This is a genomic window from Marinobacter sp. M1C (assembly GCF_023314135.1).
Taxonomy (GTDB): domain Bacteria; phylum Pseudomonadota; class Gammaproteobacteria; order Pseudomonadales; family Oleiphilaceae; genus Marinobacter.
The window spans coordinates 4,264,711-4,278,244 of record NZ_CP092289.1; the positions used below are offsets into that span (position 1 = coordinate 4,264,711).

Annotated in this window: 9 protein-coding genes; 1 reads left to right on the plus strand and 8 read right to left on the minus strand. The window is 56.6% G+C overall.

The features are described 5' to 3' along the window. Positions 1-33 precede the first annotated feature (33 nt). A complete protein-coding gene (gene crp / locus MIH19_RS20105) occupies positions 34-675 on the minus strand; it encodes a cAMP-activated global transcriptional regulator CRP (protein WP_249006553.1) in 642 nt (213 codons plus the stop codon). 270 nt (positions 676-945) lie between these two features. Here crp and MIH19_RS20110 point away from each other — a divergent pair, with 270 nt between their 5' ends. Then, complete coding sequence (locus MIH19_RS20110) at positions 946-1,368, plus strand: OsmC family protein (RefSeq protein WP_249006554.1); 423 nt, start codon at positions 946-948, stop codon at positions 1,366-1,368. A 20-nt stretch (positions 1,369-1,388) separates the two neighbouring features. Here MIH19_RS20110 and MIH19_RS20115 read toward each other — a convergent pair whose 3' ends face one another. From MIH19_RS20115 to MIH19_RS22505, 7 genes are all read right to left on the minus strand, one after another. Further along, positions 1,389-2,255 (minus strand): phosphoribulokinase, encoded by an 867-nt coding sequence (locus MIH19_RS20115; RefSeq protein WP_249006555.1) that lies wholly within the window; start codon positions 2,253-2,255, stop codon positions 1,389-1,391. Between the two features lie 19 nt (positions 2,256-2,274). Beyond that, positions 2,275-6,057: a DUF1631 family protein gene (locus tag MIH19_RS20120; protein WP_249006556.1), complete on the minus strand. Its 3,783-nt coding sequence runs from the start codon at positions 6,055-6,057 to the stop codon at positions 2,275-2,277. A gap of 11 nt (positions 6,058-6,068) precedes the next feature. Continuing rightward, positions 6,069-7,376 (minus strand): amino-acid N-acetyltransferase, encoded by a 1,308-nt coding sequence (gene argA, locus MIH19_RS20125; protein WP_249006557.1) that lies wholly within the window; start codon positions 7,374-7,376, stop codon positions 6,069-6,071. Between the two features lie 25 nt (positions 7,377-7,401). Next, complete coding sequence (gene argE / locus MIH19_RS20130) at positions 7,402-8,544, minus strand: acetylornithine deacetylase (RefSeq protein WP_249006558.1); 1,143 nt, start codon at positions 8,542-8,544, stop codon at positions 7,402-7,404. Positions 8,545-8,605: 61 nt separating this feature from the next. Continuing rightward, a complete protein-coding gene (locus MIH19_RS20135) occupies positions 8,606-9,865 on the minus strand; it encodes an acetylornithine deacetylase (RefSeq protein ID WP_249006559.1) in 1,260 nt (419 codons plus the stop codon). A gap of 37 nt (positions 9,866-9,902) precedes the next feature. Next, positions 9,903-10,799: an acetylglutamate kinase gene (gene argB, locus MIH19_RS20140; protein WP_249006560.1), complete on the minus strand. Its 897-nt coding sequence runs from the start codon at positions 10,797-10,799 to the stop codon at positions 9,903-9,905. 44 nt (positions 10,800-10,843) lie between these two features. After that, positions 10,844-13,492 carry a phosphomannomutase/phosphoglucomutase gene (locus MIH19_RS22505; RefSeq protein WP_283164072.1) on the minus strand — a complete coding sequence of 883 codons (2,649 nt, stop codon included), beginning with the start codon at positions 13,490-13,492 and terminating at the stop codon, positions 10,844-10,846. Between the last annotated feature and the right edge of the window lie 42 nt (positions 13,493-13,534).

A 13,534-nucleotide genomic window follows, 5' to 3' on the forward strand; every position in this document is an offset into this window, starting at 1 on the left:
TGGCCAACGTTAGAGCCACAGCCGGGAAACGACTCAGCGAGTACCGTAAACTACCATGGTCTTACCTTTTACCCGCACCAAGCCCTGCTCTTCCAGAGTTTTCAATACCCGCCCAACCATTTCACGGGAGCAGCCCACAATGCGGCCAATCTCTTGCCGGGTAATCTTGATCTGCATACCGTCCGGATGGGTCATGGCGTCTGGCTGCTTACACAGGTCCAGCAGGGTTCGAGCGACTCGGCCGGTAACATCCAGAAACGCCAGATCGCCCACTTTGCGAGTGGTCTCACGCAGGCGCGATGCCACCTGCTCGCCAATGAAATACAAAACCTTTGGGTCCTGCTGGGCAATCTCACGAAATTTTGTGTAACTGATTTCCGCCACTTCGCACTCGGTTTTGGCTTTTACCCAGGCACTGCGACAATCCAGGTTGTCAAATAGCCCCATCTCGCCAAAGAAGTCGCCGACGTTCAGGTAGGCCATGATCATTTCACGCCCGTTTTCATCCTCAATAATGACCGTTACCGAGCCCTTCACGATGAAAAACAGCGAGTCGCTCTTGTCACCCGCGTAAATGATGGTGCTTTTCGCCGGGAAACGACGGCGATGGCATTGCGACAGGAAATAATCCAGGTGTTTGGTACGATCATCAATAGGCTTTAAAATTGTGGCCATGGCTTGCGCAGCACCTCTGTAAAAATGAACACTGGAATATCTTGACCTGATCATAGCGCTTTTCTTACAGATTTTTCATCCTTAACGCACGTTAGCACCTTCCGGGCAGCAACAATCGGTAGCCCGGTCAAGTTCAGGCTGCAGCTTAGCCCTGTGTTAATTATCGCCGATGCTGTCGCTTCACCCGCTCTGTGCTAGCATCTTGCGCATTCGTTTCCATTGCCGCCCATGGCGGAATTAACACTCAATAACACCTGCGGAGAGCCTGTGATGAAAGCAACCATCGACTGGACCGGCGACGTCAGCTTCAAAGCGACCAGCGCCAGCGGCCACAGCGTTCAGCTGGACGGACCAGCAGACCTAGGGGGCCAGAATCGCGGCCCGCGACCAATGGAAATGGTACTGATGGGGCTGGGCGGATGTTCGTCGTTTGATGTCATGAGCATTCTGAAAAAAAGCCGTCAGGACGTCACTGCCTGCCACACCGAGCTGAGCGCAGAACGAGCCGACGCGGTGCCGGCAGTGTTCACAAAAATTCACCTGCACTTCGTGGTGACCGGCAACAATCTTAAAGACAACCAGGTAGCACGGGCGGTGGCTTTGTCCGCCGAAAAGTACTGCTCAGCGTCCATCATGCTGGCCAGTGGCGGGGTAGACATCACCCACAGCCATGAGGTGCATCAGGCCAACTAGCTTATTCACTTTGAACAGATTCAGGCGAAGGCTTTCTGTGCGATCAGCCGTTGCACCATAGGCCGCACAATCAACTCCATGGCCAGGCTCATTTTTGTACCGGGAATTGCCAGGGTATCGTGGCGCGACAACACGCTGTTGGGAATCACCTGTAGCAGATAGGGGAAATCCACCTCGCGGGCGTCGCGGAAGTGAATCACCAGCATGCTTTCGTCTTCGGTGGGTACATCACGCACAACAAACGGGTTGGATGTATCCACCAGGGGCACCCGCTGGAAGTTGATGTGGGTGTGGGAAAACTGCGGCACTATGTCATGAACGTAGTCGTTCATGCGGTTAAGAATGGTTTCAACCACCGCTTCCTGACTGTAACCACGTTTGTGAGTGTCGCGGTGAATTTTCTGGATCCATTCCAGATTTACAATCGGCACTACGCCAATCAATAGGTCAACGTATTGGGCGATGTTAAAGGCATCGCTGACCACGCCACCGTGTAAGCCTTCGTAAAACAGCAAGCTGGTTTCGGGCGGCAGGTCCTGCCAGGGTGTGAAGCTGCCGGGTTTATTGCCCTCTGCCACCAGCGCAAAGTCTTCATCGTGCACGTACTGGCGGTAGCGCCCGTTACCGGTCAGGCTGTAATCGTAAAACAGCGACTCCAAGCGGTCGATGTGATTGGCACCCAGGGCAAAGTGATTGCGGGCACCGAACTGTCCTTTGGCCGCCAGCCGCGCCATCTGCTCACGAGTATAGCGATGGAAACTGTCGCCACCCACCATGGCGGCGCTCAATTCCTCGCTGTCGAACATGCGGCGAAAAATTCGGCCGGTGGTACTGGTGCCGGCACCGGATGAACCGGTAACGGCAATAATAGGATGGCGTTTCGACATAAACTTCTGGCTTCCGCGGTTATACCAGGCTGTCCAGCATGCCGGGCTTTTCAATGGCTGTACCTTGAGCGTAATCCACACCTAGCTGGACTAGCAATGCCAGCAGCTCGCGGGACTCTACCTGGGTTACAATCACCTCGCGCTCCAGATAATGCGCCATTTCCACCATCGAACGTAACATGGTCTGATCGCTCTGGCTGTTGGCAAGATTCGCCGTCAGCGCGCTGTCGATTTTCAGCATGTCTACCGGCAGCGACCGCAATGCTTGGAAAGAGTCTGGACCATTGCCCATATTACCCAGGCAAAAACTGCACCCAAGCTCTTTCATTTCACGTACGAATCCCGCCAGCGCCACCATATCGCGTACCGCCGAGGCTTCGGTAATCTCAAAGCACAAACGCTCGATGGGTGCTTCACGCTCGCTCAGCTTCTCGTAAATAAACTCCAGCAGCGCTGGGTCATTCAGCGAATGTCCAGACAGATTGATAACAATGCCACCAAATTGCTGCAAATCATCTACTTTGTGCTCCAGCCAGTCGAGCATGGTGCCCACCACCCAGCGGTCCAGTGCCTGAATCTGGTCGTAGCGCTCAGCCAAACGGATAAAATCTTTACCGCCAACCAGATTGCCGTCGTCATCATAAACGCCGGTTAAAATATCGTATTGGGTCAGCCTGCGGGTTTCGGGATGCAAAGGGATAATTTTTTGGCACCGCAGCAACAGATGCTCCTGCTGTTGGCCCTGCAGGCCGGCCACTTTCGCCACAATTTTTTGTTGCTGGGCCTTATCTGCAGGCGCCGGGCGATATTCCCCAACGACCTCTCGCTTACTGCCGCTTTCGTGCAATGTTTGCTCGGCGGCTTCCAGCCAGAGCAAGGGGTTCAACAGTGTTTCCAACTGCGGCACCAAAGCTGCACCCAACTCCAGACCGAACGGTTTCTCTCGCAGCATCGGTTGCAGTGCTGAAACCTGCTGGCTTAGCTGGCGGGTCAGGGCCATGGCATCCTCTGCCGGCAGCAACAGCGCAAATTGTGCGCCTGACAGGCGCGCGATCGGAGTGTCTTCAGCACAGCACGCAGACAACATGGCCGCAATCTGCTGCAGCAAAGAGTCACCTGCTTGCTCGCCAGCACCGTCGTTGAACTTACTGAAGTTTCGCAGACTCAGCCGCAACAGGGTTCGCGGCGTTTGCCAGCAGGTCAATTGCTGATCCAACTGGCGCTCAAACTCGCGCTGCTCCAATAAGCCGGTAAGCTCATCGTGGCTGGCGGCGCTGGCCAGCTGGTCATACACTTTGCGCACCATACGGTCCAGGCCTTCGTCCACCAACGGCCGCTGATAGTGTGGGTCTGGCACAATATGGCCCTGGCGCATTTTATCCGCCAGCGTATCCAGTTCCAGCTCTACCACCCGCATGCCCTGATGGTTCACAAACACCAGACGCTGAAAATCACGGGCAATCCACACCAGGCGAATGTAAAACGGTTCGTTCGAGGGATGTTGATCACGCAGCCAGTCACCGGTATGCAGCTCTTGAACACGCTTGCGCCAGCGTTGCCCCTGTTCAGGCAGGGTGCGCAGACGCGACGGCGCTGCGGGCGCTTCCGGTATGGCCAACACCTCCGGCGCCGATTTTGGATCGCGCACCAGAAACTGACGCAGTTCGTCACGAATCTGAGCAGACGGCAAGTGACTGCTTGAAATAGAGGATAAGCCATCCTGAATGGTACGCAGCAACTCCGGCAGATTAATCTCGCTGCCCGGATCTTTGGTAAACAGCACCAAGGAATCCACTGCGCCCAGATAATCTTGCCATAACGTGCTGTCTGGCCCATGGCGGATCCAGGTTAGCGACAGCAAATCACGCCAACCACCGGCCAGCAGGCTATCAAGCGCTTTTGGCACGGTTTTACCCGCCAGCCGGGCCTGCAGAGTGTCTTCTACCGCCTGTTTCGACTCGGCGACTTTTTGTGCGCCTTCAGCAGCCGCCTTAACCCGCTCAACGTTGCGCTGATACACCCTTTTCTGACGCTCAATCAGCTCTTCCAACTCTTCCGCCGCGCGCTCAAATACACCCAAGTCGTGCTCGAAGCCGGTCACAATAGACTGAATTAACTCTTCCACCCGGCGTTGAATAACCGGGTTGACTCTGCTGCCGCGGCTACCAAGCTGGGCCAAACGGTTAAGCACTCCAAGAACCGGGCTTTGCTGGTCTTCAAAAAAGTCCGGGTCACGCATCACCACTTTCAGCACCGGAACTTCCAGTTGGCGCAGGTGGCGATGAGTGGATTCGTCCAGTTTCGGGCTCTCGCGCAGGCTTTCAAAAAAACGGTCCACCACATCCACCGCACCCTGCTGTTCGGTATCAAGCTTGCCCTGACCGTCTGCGCGCACCTTGCTGACCACGCGCTCCCGCAAACTGGCTGCACTATCGTTGGCTGGCAACGCCACGGTCTGTAGCTGCTGCAGCTGCTGCTGCAACTGGGCATTGCTTAAGGGCGACGCGTTCGCCGGGAACTCATCGGCGCGCACCTGGCTTTTCGCAGCGCGACTGCTCGCCAAGGTATCTAGCAGGTTGCGCACCGTGCTAAACGCATGGCGAGCAAGCCGGGCGTGCTCCTGAAATTGAACGGATTTCTCGCCAGAACCGGGCTCTGGCGCCGGGCGGGATCGGGCCGCCGGCTGTGGCTTTGTCTGGGATTCTACCACCGGCTCCGTGTTAGGCCCTGTTCTGGGCGCCGCCTGCTGCGCGGGTCGCTCGGCGGGCTTGCTCGCTTCAAATGCTGATTCGCAACGCTGAACATCAGCCAGGTATTTAGTCAAGTCCAGATCGGGCAAAACATCTTGGCGAATTAATATGTTATTTAGCTCAGCATAAAGCGGTTCCAATTGCTGCAGAACGGTGTGTTCGAACACACCGAAGGCAACCTTTTCAACTTCGCGAGACATTCGCAGGGGGGCCAGCCCATCCCGAAATGATTCACATACCAATGACGGACCAAGCGGATTGGTATGGCCAGTCGCATTTGCAACGTTCAGGCTGTCCAGGCGCAACTTCAACTGCAACAACGAACCTCGGTACAGCGTGTCCGCCCTGGTTATCATCACCCGCAGGCTGAGCCAGTCTTCAAATTCGCTTTTGTCGACCACCGCCAGTGAGCCAGCTGGCCCCGCTTTGGGTGCCGGCTTTAGCGGAGATTCCAGACTTTTTGCCATTTGCTGCCACACCAGGCGTTGGCGGCTATTCAACTGACCAGAGGCGTCCATCAGTTCGTTGGCCAGCTGGTTGTTACCCGCCTCGCGGGCGTGAGCCTGAAGTGCAGCAACGGTTTGATTCAGGCATTCCTGCATTAAAGAATCAATAAACCGCACCACGGCTTTAGCGCACTGGTGCAGCACAAATTGCACCCGCTCGCTGGGTGCACGCAAATGCGCATAGCCTGCTACGCGTGCGCCACTGCACTGCTGCAACATGGCACTGACGGCCACCGCGTTGGCCTGCACAAAACACACGCCCATAGCATTTTCAACGCGATGACGCATCTGTACCTGCAACTGATGGCGCTGGCCAGGCACCCCGGAACTGTCCGAGCCGCGAAAACGCACCAGCAGGCTCTGCCCTCCAGCGTCGCCGAAAGCGGCGTCAAGCTTCTGGGAAACCGCTTGGGAATAGCGGATAAACAAGCCCTCTGCACAAAAATCGGCGATTTGGCACGGCCAATTTTCACCGCGCCCCAAATCCAGTTGGGCCGCAAGTTTTATGGGTTTTCTGGGGCTACTGCGTCGTTCTGTAGATTCCATCAACTCGTTACTCAAAGAACTTTACAAAAAACTTTGGAGTTTCGCTGGGTGTTGTAAACCGCCAGTCTCGGACCCGGCAGTGACTGCACCGGCATCGCTTTGAAATCCCGCTCGCGAAACCAGTGCTCGGTTTGCGTGGTCAGCACAAACAGGCGCTGCAAACCCTGATCACGAGCCTGCTGTTCAATCATCAACAGTAGTTCATCGCCGCGTCCTGCACGGCGATAATTGGGGTCCACTGCAAAACACGACAGCTCGCCGGCGTCATCTTGGCCGTAGGGGTACAGCGCGGCACAGCCAACAATGGTGCCGTCGCGTTCGGCCACAACAAAACGGCCAATTTCGGTTTCCAGCATTTCCGGCGAGCGCCGCACCAGAATGCCCTGCTCTTCCAGCGGATAAATCAAATTGGTAATACCTCCTACGTCTTCTACCCTGGCAGCTCGGATCTGCTCGTAAGTGTCACCACTGACCAGCGTACCGGAACCATCACGGGTAAACAGTTCCTTGAGCAGCGCACCGTCGTCCAGATAGCTGATGATGTGGGCGCGGCGCACACCCTTGACACAAGCATCGCAAGCCGCTTTTAACAGCTCGGCATCGTGACCTGTCACCTGGCCCGCACTCAACTGGTCGGCTGCCTGAGCCGCAGATAATTCACGCACCAGCGTGCCGTCCTCCGTCAACAGGCCGGGGTCGTCGATAAAAATCATCAGCTTTTCAGCGCGCAAAGCGGCGGCTACCTGGCTTCCAACGTCTTCGTAGGACAGGTTGAATACGTCACCGGTGGGTGAGAAACCCATGGGCGGTAACAACACGATCTGACCCTGGTCGAGCAGCTTTTCGATACCGGAAACATCAACGCGCCGAACTTTGCCGGTATAACCAAAATCAATACCGTCTAATACGCCAACCGGTTTAGCGGTCACATAGTTGCCACTGCACACCCGTATGCGGGCATTGTGCATGGGCGAACTGACCAGGCCCATAGACAACTGGCTCTCTATGTATGCCCTCAATCCGCCTATGGCTTCCATCACCAGCGGCAATTGCTGTTCGGTGGTTACCCGTAAGCCGCGGGCAAAGGTGGACTCAAGGCCAGCGTCTTCCAGCCGTTGTTGTATCTGGGAGCGGGCACCGAACGCTACGACTAATCGCACGCCCAAGCTGCTCAGCAAGGCAATATCGTGAACGATATTGATGAAATTTTCCTGACTGATGGCATCGCCCGGCAGGGTCAGTACCACGGTACGGCCGCGGTGGGCATTAATGTAAGGCGACGAATGGCGAAAGCCGTGCAACCAACCGTTGGCGTTCAATTCAAATCTCCGGGCAAAAGGAATATTACAAACAAAACTGCCTCACAAGCTGACGCAGTATGTTAACGGTCGGTGCAACCTGTGATTGCGCCAGAAACTCGTCGGGCTGGTGAGCCTGGTCGATAGAGCCTGGGCCCATCACCAGAGTTTCCAAACCCAAACGCTGCAGCCACGGCGCCTCTGTCGCGAAGGCGACCGACCCTGCGGTGTGGCCAGTGAGTTTTTCGCAGGCTGCAACCAGAGCGGCATCCGCTGCTGTTTCAAACGGCGGCACGCCGTCAAATAATGGTTCAAACTTGAGTTTCAGGCCGCGTTCACTGGCCACTGGCGCTACCTTCTCCAGAATGGCCTGGCGCAGAGCATCCATATCCATACCGGGTAGCGGGCGTAAGTCAAAGTGCAACTCACATCGACCGCAGATGCGATTGGGGTTGTCGCCACCGTGTATGCAGCCAAGGTTCAAGGTTGGCACCTGAACGTCAAAATTCGGATTGCGATACTGCTGCTGCCACTGGGAGCGCAGGACCAGCAGCTCGCCCATCGCCTGGTGCATGCCTTCCAGCGCATTGCGGCCCAGCTCAGGATTAGAGGAATGCCCTGCCTGCCCCTCGAACACCAAGCGTTCCATCATGATGCCTTTGTGCATACGAATCGGGCGCAAGCTGGTGGGCTCTCCAATCACCGCATAACGCGCCTTCGGCTTACCCGCCTCCGCCAGAGCGCGAGCGCCGTTCATCGAGCTTTCTTCGTCGGCGGTCGCAACAATGATCAGCGGTTGCTGCAATGGTTGACCTACAAACTCGCTGGCGGCATCAATGGCGAGGGCAAAAAACCCTTTCATATCGCAGGTGCCAAGGCCATACCAGCGGTTATCCCGTTCGGTCAGTGTGAACGGATCGCTGTGCCAACGTTTTTCGTCGTAAGGAACCGTGTCGGTGTGCCCTGCCAACACCAGGCCGCCGGAACCGCTGCCCAGGGTGGCAATCAGATTGAACTTGCCGGGCATGTTTGGCACCGGCAGAATTTCCACAGCAAAACCCATGGGCCCCAGCCACTGCGCCAGCAAATCAATCACACCACGATTAGTGGAATCCCACTTCGCCGAGGAGCTGGAAATTGAGGGTGCTGCAATCAACGCAGTCAACATCTCCCGAATAGATGGCGGCATAACTCCACCGCTCGCAGCACTGCTTGGAACTGCCGTCAACTGAGCCATTGCGGGTTCTCCGTCAATCATTATTGTTTGAATTCAGCGGCCGGTTACGCCGCCATACTTCGAGGCCAGCAACCGCAACACGCTGCATGGGGTAAGCCACTTCGCCGCCGGCCACCAGACGAGCTACCTCAATTTCATCGTTGGTTACTCGCACCAGTCGGCCCGCTACACGATTGTTGTTGCGCAGCGTAACCCTGACTTTTTGCCCAAGCCATTGCTCCGCTGCCGCGACAGGCTGCACCAACCAGCCCTCGGCGGATGCCGTTTGCGGCTGTTGCGCCGTAAACACCGGTTGTTGTGGCGTTGCCGAAAGGCTGCTATCGCTTAACAGAAACACATCGGGCACGCTCGCATCGTTATAATATACGGTCGCACCAACGCGGCTGGATGCGTTGGTTTCTTCCGTGTAAATGGGCAACCCCAGAGCGGGTTCGGCCAACCTCAGCGTGGCTTGCAATTCGCCGCCCTCGAGCAACCATTGGCGGTACAGTGCTAGCAACTGCGAACTGGCTAGCCAGCCCCGCGCCAGCAGCCCCAAACGTAACTGGGCCACCGAACGACCAGCCCATTGTTCGGTTGAAAGGCCAGCCTCGCGAGCGCACCAAGCAGCCACGCGTCGCATGACACCGCCGTCGCGCAGAGTGATGTCTAGCGAACTACGAGCCAGCGCCTCTTGGGGCGCCCGCCAGTCTACCCAGGCGGTAGGCCAGTTCAATTCAACACTGCCGAGCTCGTCGGTGATCAGTTCGGCGTAAAAGCCCTGTTCGTTTTGACGCAACAGCGCCTCGCCGGTCATTTCGCCAATGCCCATGCGTATCAAGTCACCACTACTTAAGCGTTGGCGTGGGTCTCGCGCGCAAGACAGAGCGAAGAGCGCCGCTTTGCCGTCACTGTTCGCGCCTTGAGCCGTTACCCAATTGCGGAACATGGTTGCATCGAGCGCCAGGCCCAGGCCTTCCAGCTTCAGCGTGTACGACGCCTCCGCAGACGGGGTATTCAACAGATTGATTAATGATACCGGTGAACGAGCGGTTAACTCTGCAAAGGGCACAGTAAGCGGCTGGGTCAGGCGGAAGTCTTGCCACTGGCTGCCTTTTAGCAATAACCGACCGCGCACGCCTGAATGGATTGCGCCGCGCTCCAGCACACCGTAATGGTTCAAGGCCAGCCGCGCCTCATTCATACGCTGATCCGCAAGCCACCAGACGCTGCCCTTGTAACCGGCCCAGGCCAGAACGGTTAAAATCAGCAGCCATAACAACAGGCGTTTCATGCCTTTACTCCTTGCACATAGGATCCGTTTTTAGAGATCAGTTCCTGGAGATCAAGGTACCCACACCTTCGTCGGTGAAGATTTCGAGCAAGCACGCATTGGCCACACGGCCGTCAATAATGTGCGACGTGCGCACGCCGTTTTCAACCGCACTTAAAGCGCAACGTATTTTCGGCAACATGCCACCGTGGATGGTTCCGTCTTCAATCAGGTCGTTGACCTGGCTGGCGGTCAAACCGGTCAGCACCTTGCCCTCTTTGCTTTTTAAACCGGAAACGTTGGTCAGAAGAATGAGTTTTTCGGCTTTCATGGCTTCAGCTACTTTACCGGCCACCAAGTCAGCGTTGATGTTGTAAGACTTGCCATCCGGGCCAACGCCGATAGGGGCAATAACCGGTATCACGTTGCCGCGGGTGAGCATGTCGATAACGCTCACGTTTACACTGACGACCTCACCCACACGGCCGATATCAATAATTTCGGGACGCTCCAGCTCCGGGCTGCGATCAACCACTTCCAGTTTGCGGGCGCGGATCAAATTGGCGTCTTTTCCGGTCAAGCCAATGGCCGTGCCGCCCTCGGCGTTGATCAGCGACACAATTTCCTTATTAACCTGGCCGCCAAGCACCATTTCAACCACGTCCATCGTCTGGGCGTCGGTCACCCGCATACCGTTCACAAAGCGTGACTCGATATTTAATCGCGCCAGCAATTCACCAATCTGCGGCCCGCCGCCGTGCACTACAATGGGATTGATACCCACCAACTTCATCAGCACCACATCACGGGCAAAACTGCTTTTAAGGTCCTCGTTTTCCATGGCGTTGCCGCCGTATTTGATGACCACGGTCTTACCGGTAAAGCGCTGGATATAGGGCAGCCCCTTGCTGAGTACTGACGCTACCTGAACGGCTGTTTCACGATTCAACGACATGCTTCTGCCTTACTGTTATAAAATTCGGATTTCACCACGAGGGTTCAGAATGTGACATTCAGCTCTGGTGCCACTTGCCGAAGCTGCTCACGAAACACGGTTTTGATGCGTTCCAGCGCCTCTTTGGATTCTGCTTCAAAACGCAGCACCAGCGCCGGTGTGGTATTGGAGGCCCGGCACAGGCCCCAGCCGTCGCCATACTCCACCCGCACCCCGTCAATCGTGCTGATACTGCCGTCGCCAAATTCACCCTGAGCACTCAAACGCTCAACAATGCCGAATTTAGACGCTTCGGTGACTTCGATATTCAGCTCCGGCGTGCTGATGTCCTCGGGGAAATCCTCGAACACTTCATCGCTGTGGCGGTCTTCAATACCGAGAATCTCCAATAAACGCGCAGCAGCGTAAAGGCCATCATCAAAACCATACCAGCGTTCGGCAAAAAATATGTGACCGCTCATCTCCCCGGCCAGCAAAGCACCGGTTTCCCGCATTTTGGCTTTCATCAGCGAATGGCCGGTTTTCCACATAACTGGCCGGCCGCCAGCTTGGGATATCACCCCTGCAAGGCGACGGCTGCATTTTACGTCGTACAACACGTCGGCACCGGGGTTGCGTGACACCACATCGCGGGCAAACAGCATCAACAGGCGGTCGGGCCAGATAATGCGGCCGCGGTTAGTTACCACGCCAATGCGGTCACCATCGCCATCAAAGGCAATACCCAAATCAGCCCCTTCCTGTTCAACCTTAGCGATCAGGTCCCGCAAATTCTCGGGTTTTCCCGGATCCGGGTGGTGGTTGGGGAAGTCGCCATCAACATCGCAATACAGCGGAATAACGTCACAGCCCAGCTCGTCAATCAGCATAGGGCCCAGCTCACCGGCGATGCCGTTACCGGCGTCTACCACCACTTTCAGCGGCGCGGCAACGGCAATGTCGCCAACAATGGTGTCCAGATAGGCACGCCTTACGTCTTCCGACGACTGACTGCCGGCACCCTGAGCCAGGTTCCCGTTAAGAATGCGCTGGTGCAGGGCTTTAATGGCATCGCCAGACAGGGTTTCACCGCCAAGCATGATCTTCAGGCCGTTGTAGTTGGGCGGGTTATGACTCCCGGTAACCATGACACCGGAGCCTGTATCAAGCTGGTGAGTGGCGAAATACAACACCGGAGTGGGTACCGCGCCAACGTGTATAACATTGCACCCACTGGCCATCAGCCCCTGAGCAACCGCGTCTGCCAGCCCAGGGCTGGAATGGCGACCGTCGTAACCCACGCACAGCGCGCTGACGCCCCGTGCCAAAGCCTCTGAACCAATCGCCCGACCGATCAGTTTAACGCCGGCTTCGGTCAGGGTTTCGTCAACAATGCCGCGAATGTCGTAAGCACGGAAAATATCCGCTGACAGCGTCGGCGCCTGGTCCAGCTCTTCTAAATCAGGCAAGGCGCCGGCACCGAACAACGGTTCGGCAGACACAGCGCCAAAACCCAAAACGTCTTCGTCGCCATCAAGCATATCCACATTGGGTAGGTCTTTATCTTGGAACAGTGGTTCAGCCTCTGCAGTGGGCCGTTTCTTATCCGCAGCTGCCGGGCGAGCGCTCTCACCGGCCTTGCTGATACGCTTTTCTACGACCTGGGACAATCGATAAAGCACCTCGGCGAGCGACGCGACTGCGTCCCAGCGCAAAGCCGGTAACTTGCTGCGCTCACCGGAGTAAGCTTTATGAGCCCATTCGATAACCAGGGTAGTGTCTTGGCGTAACGAGCGCTGCGCACGGTTAAGCAACACCCAAACCGCGATGGCTGCAACCAGCAGCGGAACCGCCAGCAGCAACGCTGCCAACAGAATGTTTATCGGCATTTTCGCCTGCCCTGCGGGCGTGTACGCAATGCTCCAATCCGGATTTTTCAGGGTCACAACGCGAGGCTCTCCGACGCCGCTGCCTTGACTTAACAAGATGCTGGTCATTCCTGATACGGTCTGGCGCAGCGCCAGGGCGCCGTTATTCTGGCCTTCTGCCAACAGGAGCTGCAGGCTGGTCGCGTCAAACACCATTAACAAGGTGCCGGCTACGGGATTGTCGCCCGACATTTTTACCGGCGCGGCCAGATGGATGAACCAGTGGTTGTCGCGGGGAAAAGCATCCGGAAAAAGCGGGCGCCCGGTTTCCGCCTTGCGCGCCAACTCCAGACCGGCAAAGCCCAACATTGGGTCGTTGGTGGCGGAGCGCGGGATGGCACGACGTGGAAAGACATAAACGGCGGCGACACCGGGCAAGCTGTTTTGTAACTGCGTCGCAGCCTGCAACAGATCGCCGCCACTGCTGACGGTATCGACAAGGCCGGGCTGCGTTGCCAGGCCCTGCACGCTTTGCTGTAACAGCGACAGGTAGCTGTTAATCCGGATTGCGGCGTTGTCAGCCGCCGCCTGGGCCGTTACCTCGAACTGTTGCTCACTGGCCGGCTGCAAAATCAGGAAAAAAACCAGGGCCAAAGCCAGAGCAGTGGCAACAACAACAATCGATGCCTGGCTCAAAGCGACACTGCCCAGTGTTCGCATGCGGTTCGCTGAACCCGCGCCCTCATCGGATTTGGCAGACGGTTTTTTTGCCCGCATCGAGGGCTTGGCATCCTTAGAATGGTCCGGGGCCTGGCTGTCCGGGGTCTTTTTTTTGCCCAGCTTCATGGATCTTTCCTGCGTTTGTCATTGTTCCGGCTCACGCTCACT

Coding starts and splice junctions, on each gene's coding strand:
- MIH19_RS22505 (WP_283164072.1), bottom strand. CDS start 13,492: ATGAAGCTGGGCAAAAAAAAGACCCCGGACAGCCAGGCCCCGGACCAT.
- crp (WP_249006553.1), bottom strand. CDS start 675: ATGGCCACAATTTTAAAGCCTATTGATGATCGTACCAAACACCTGGAT.
- MIH19_RS20135 (WP_249006559.1), bottom strand. CDS start 9,865: ATGAAACGCCTGTTGTTATGGCTGCTGATTTTAACCGTTCTGGCCTGG.
- MIH19_RS20110 (WP_249006554.1), top strand. CDS start 946: ATGAAAGCAACCATCGACTGGACCGGCGACGTCAGCTTCAAAGCGACC.
- argB (WP_249006560.1), bottom strand. CDS start 10,799: ATGTCGTTGAATCGTGAAACAGCCGTTCAGGTAGCGTCAGTACTCAGC.
- MIH19_RS20120 (WP_249006556.1), bottom strand. CDS start 6,057: ATGGAATCTACAGAACGACGCAGTAGCCCCAGAAAACCCATAAAACTT.
- argE (WP_249006558.1), bottom strand. CDS start 8,544: ATGCCGCCATCTATTCGGGAGATGTTGACTGCGTTGATTGCAGCACCC.
- MIH19_RS20115 (WP_249006555.1), bottom strand. CDS start 2,255: ATGTCGAAACGCCATCCTATTATTGCCGTTACCGGTTCATCCGGTGCC.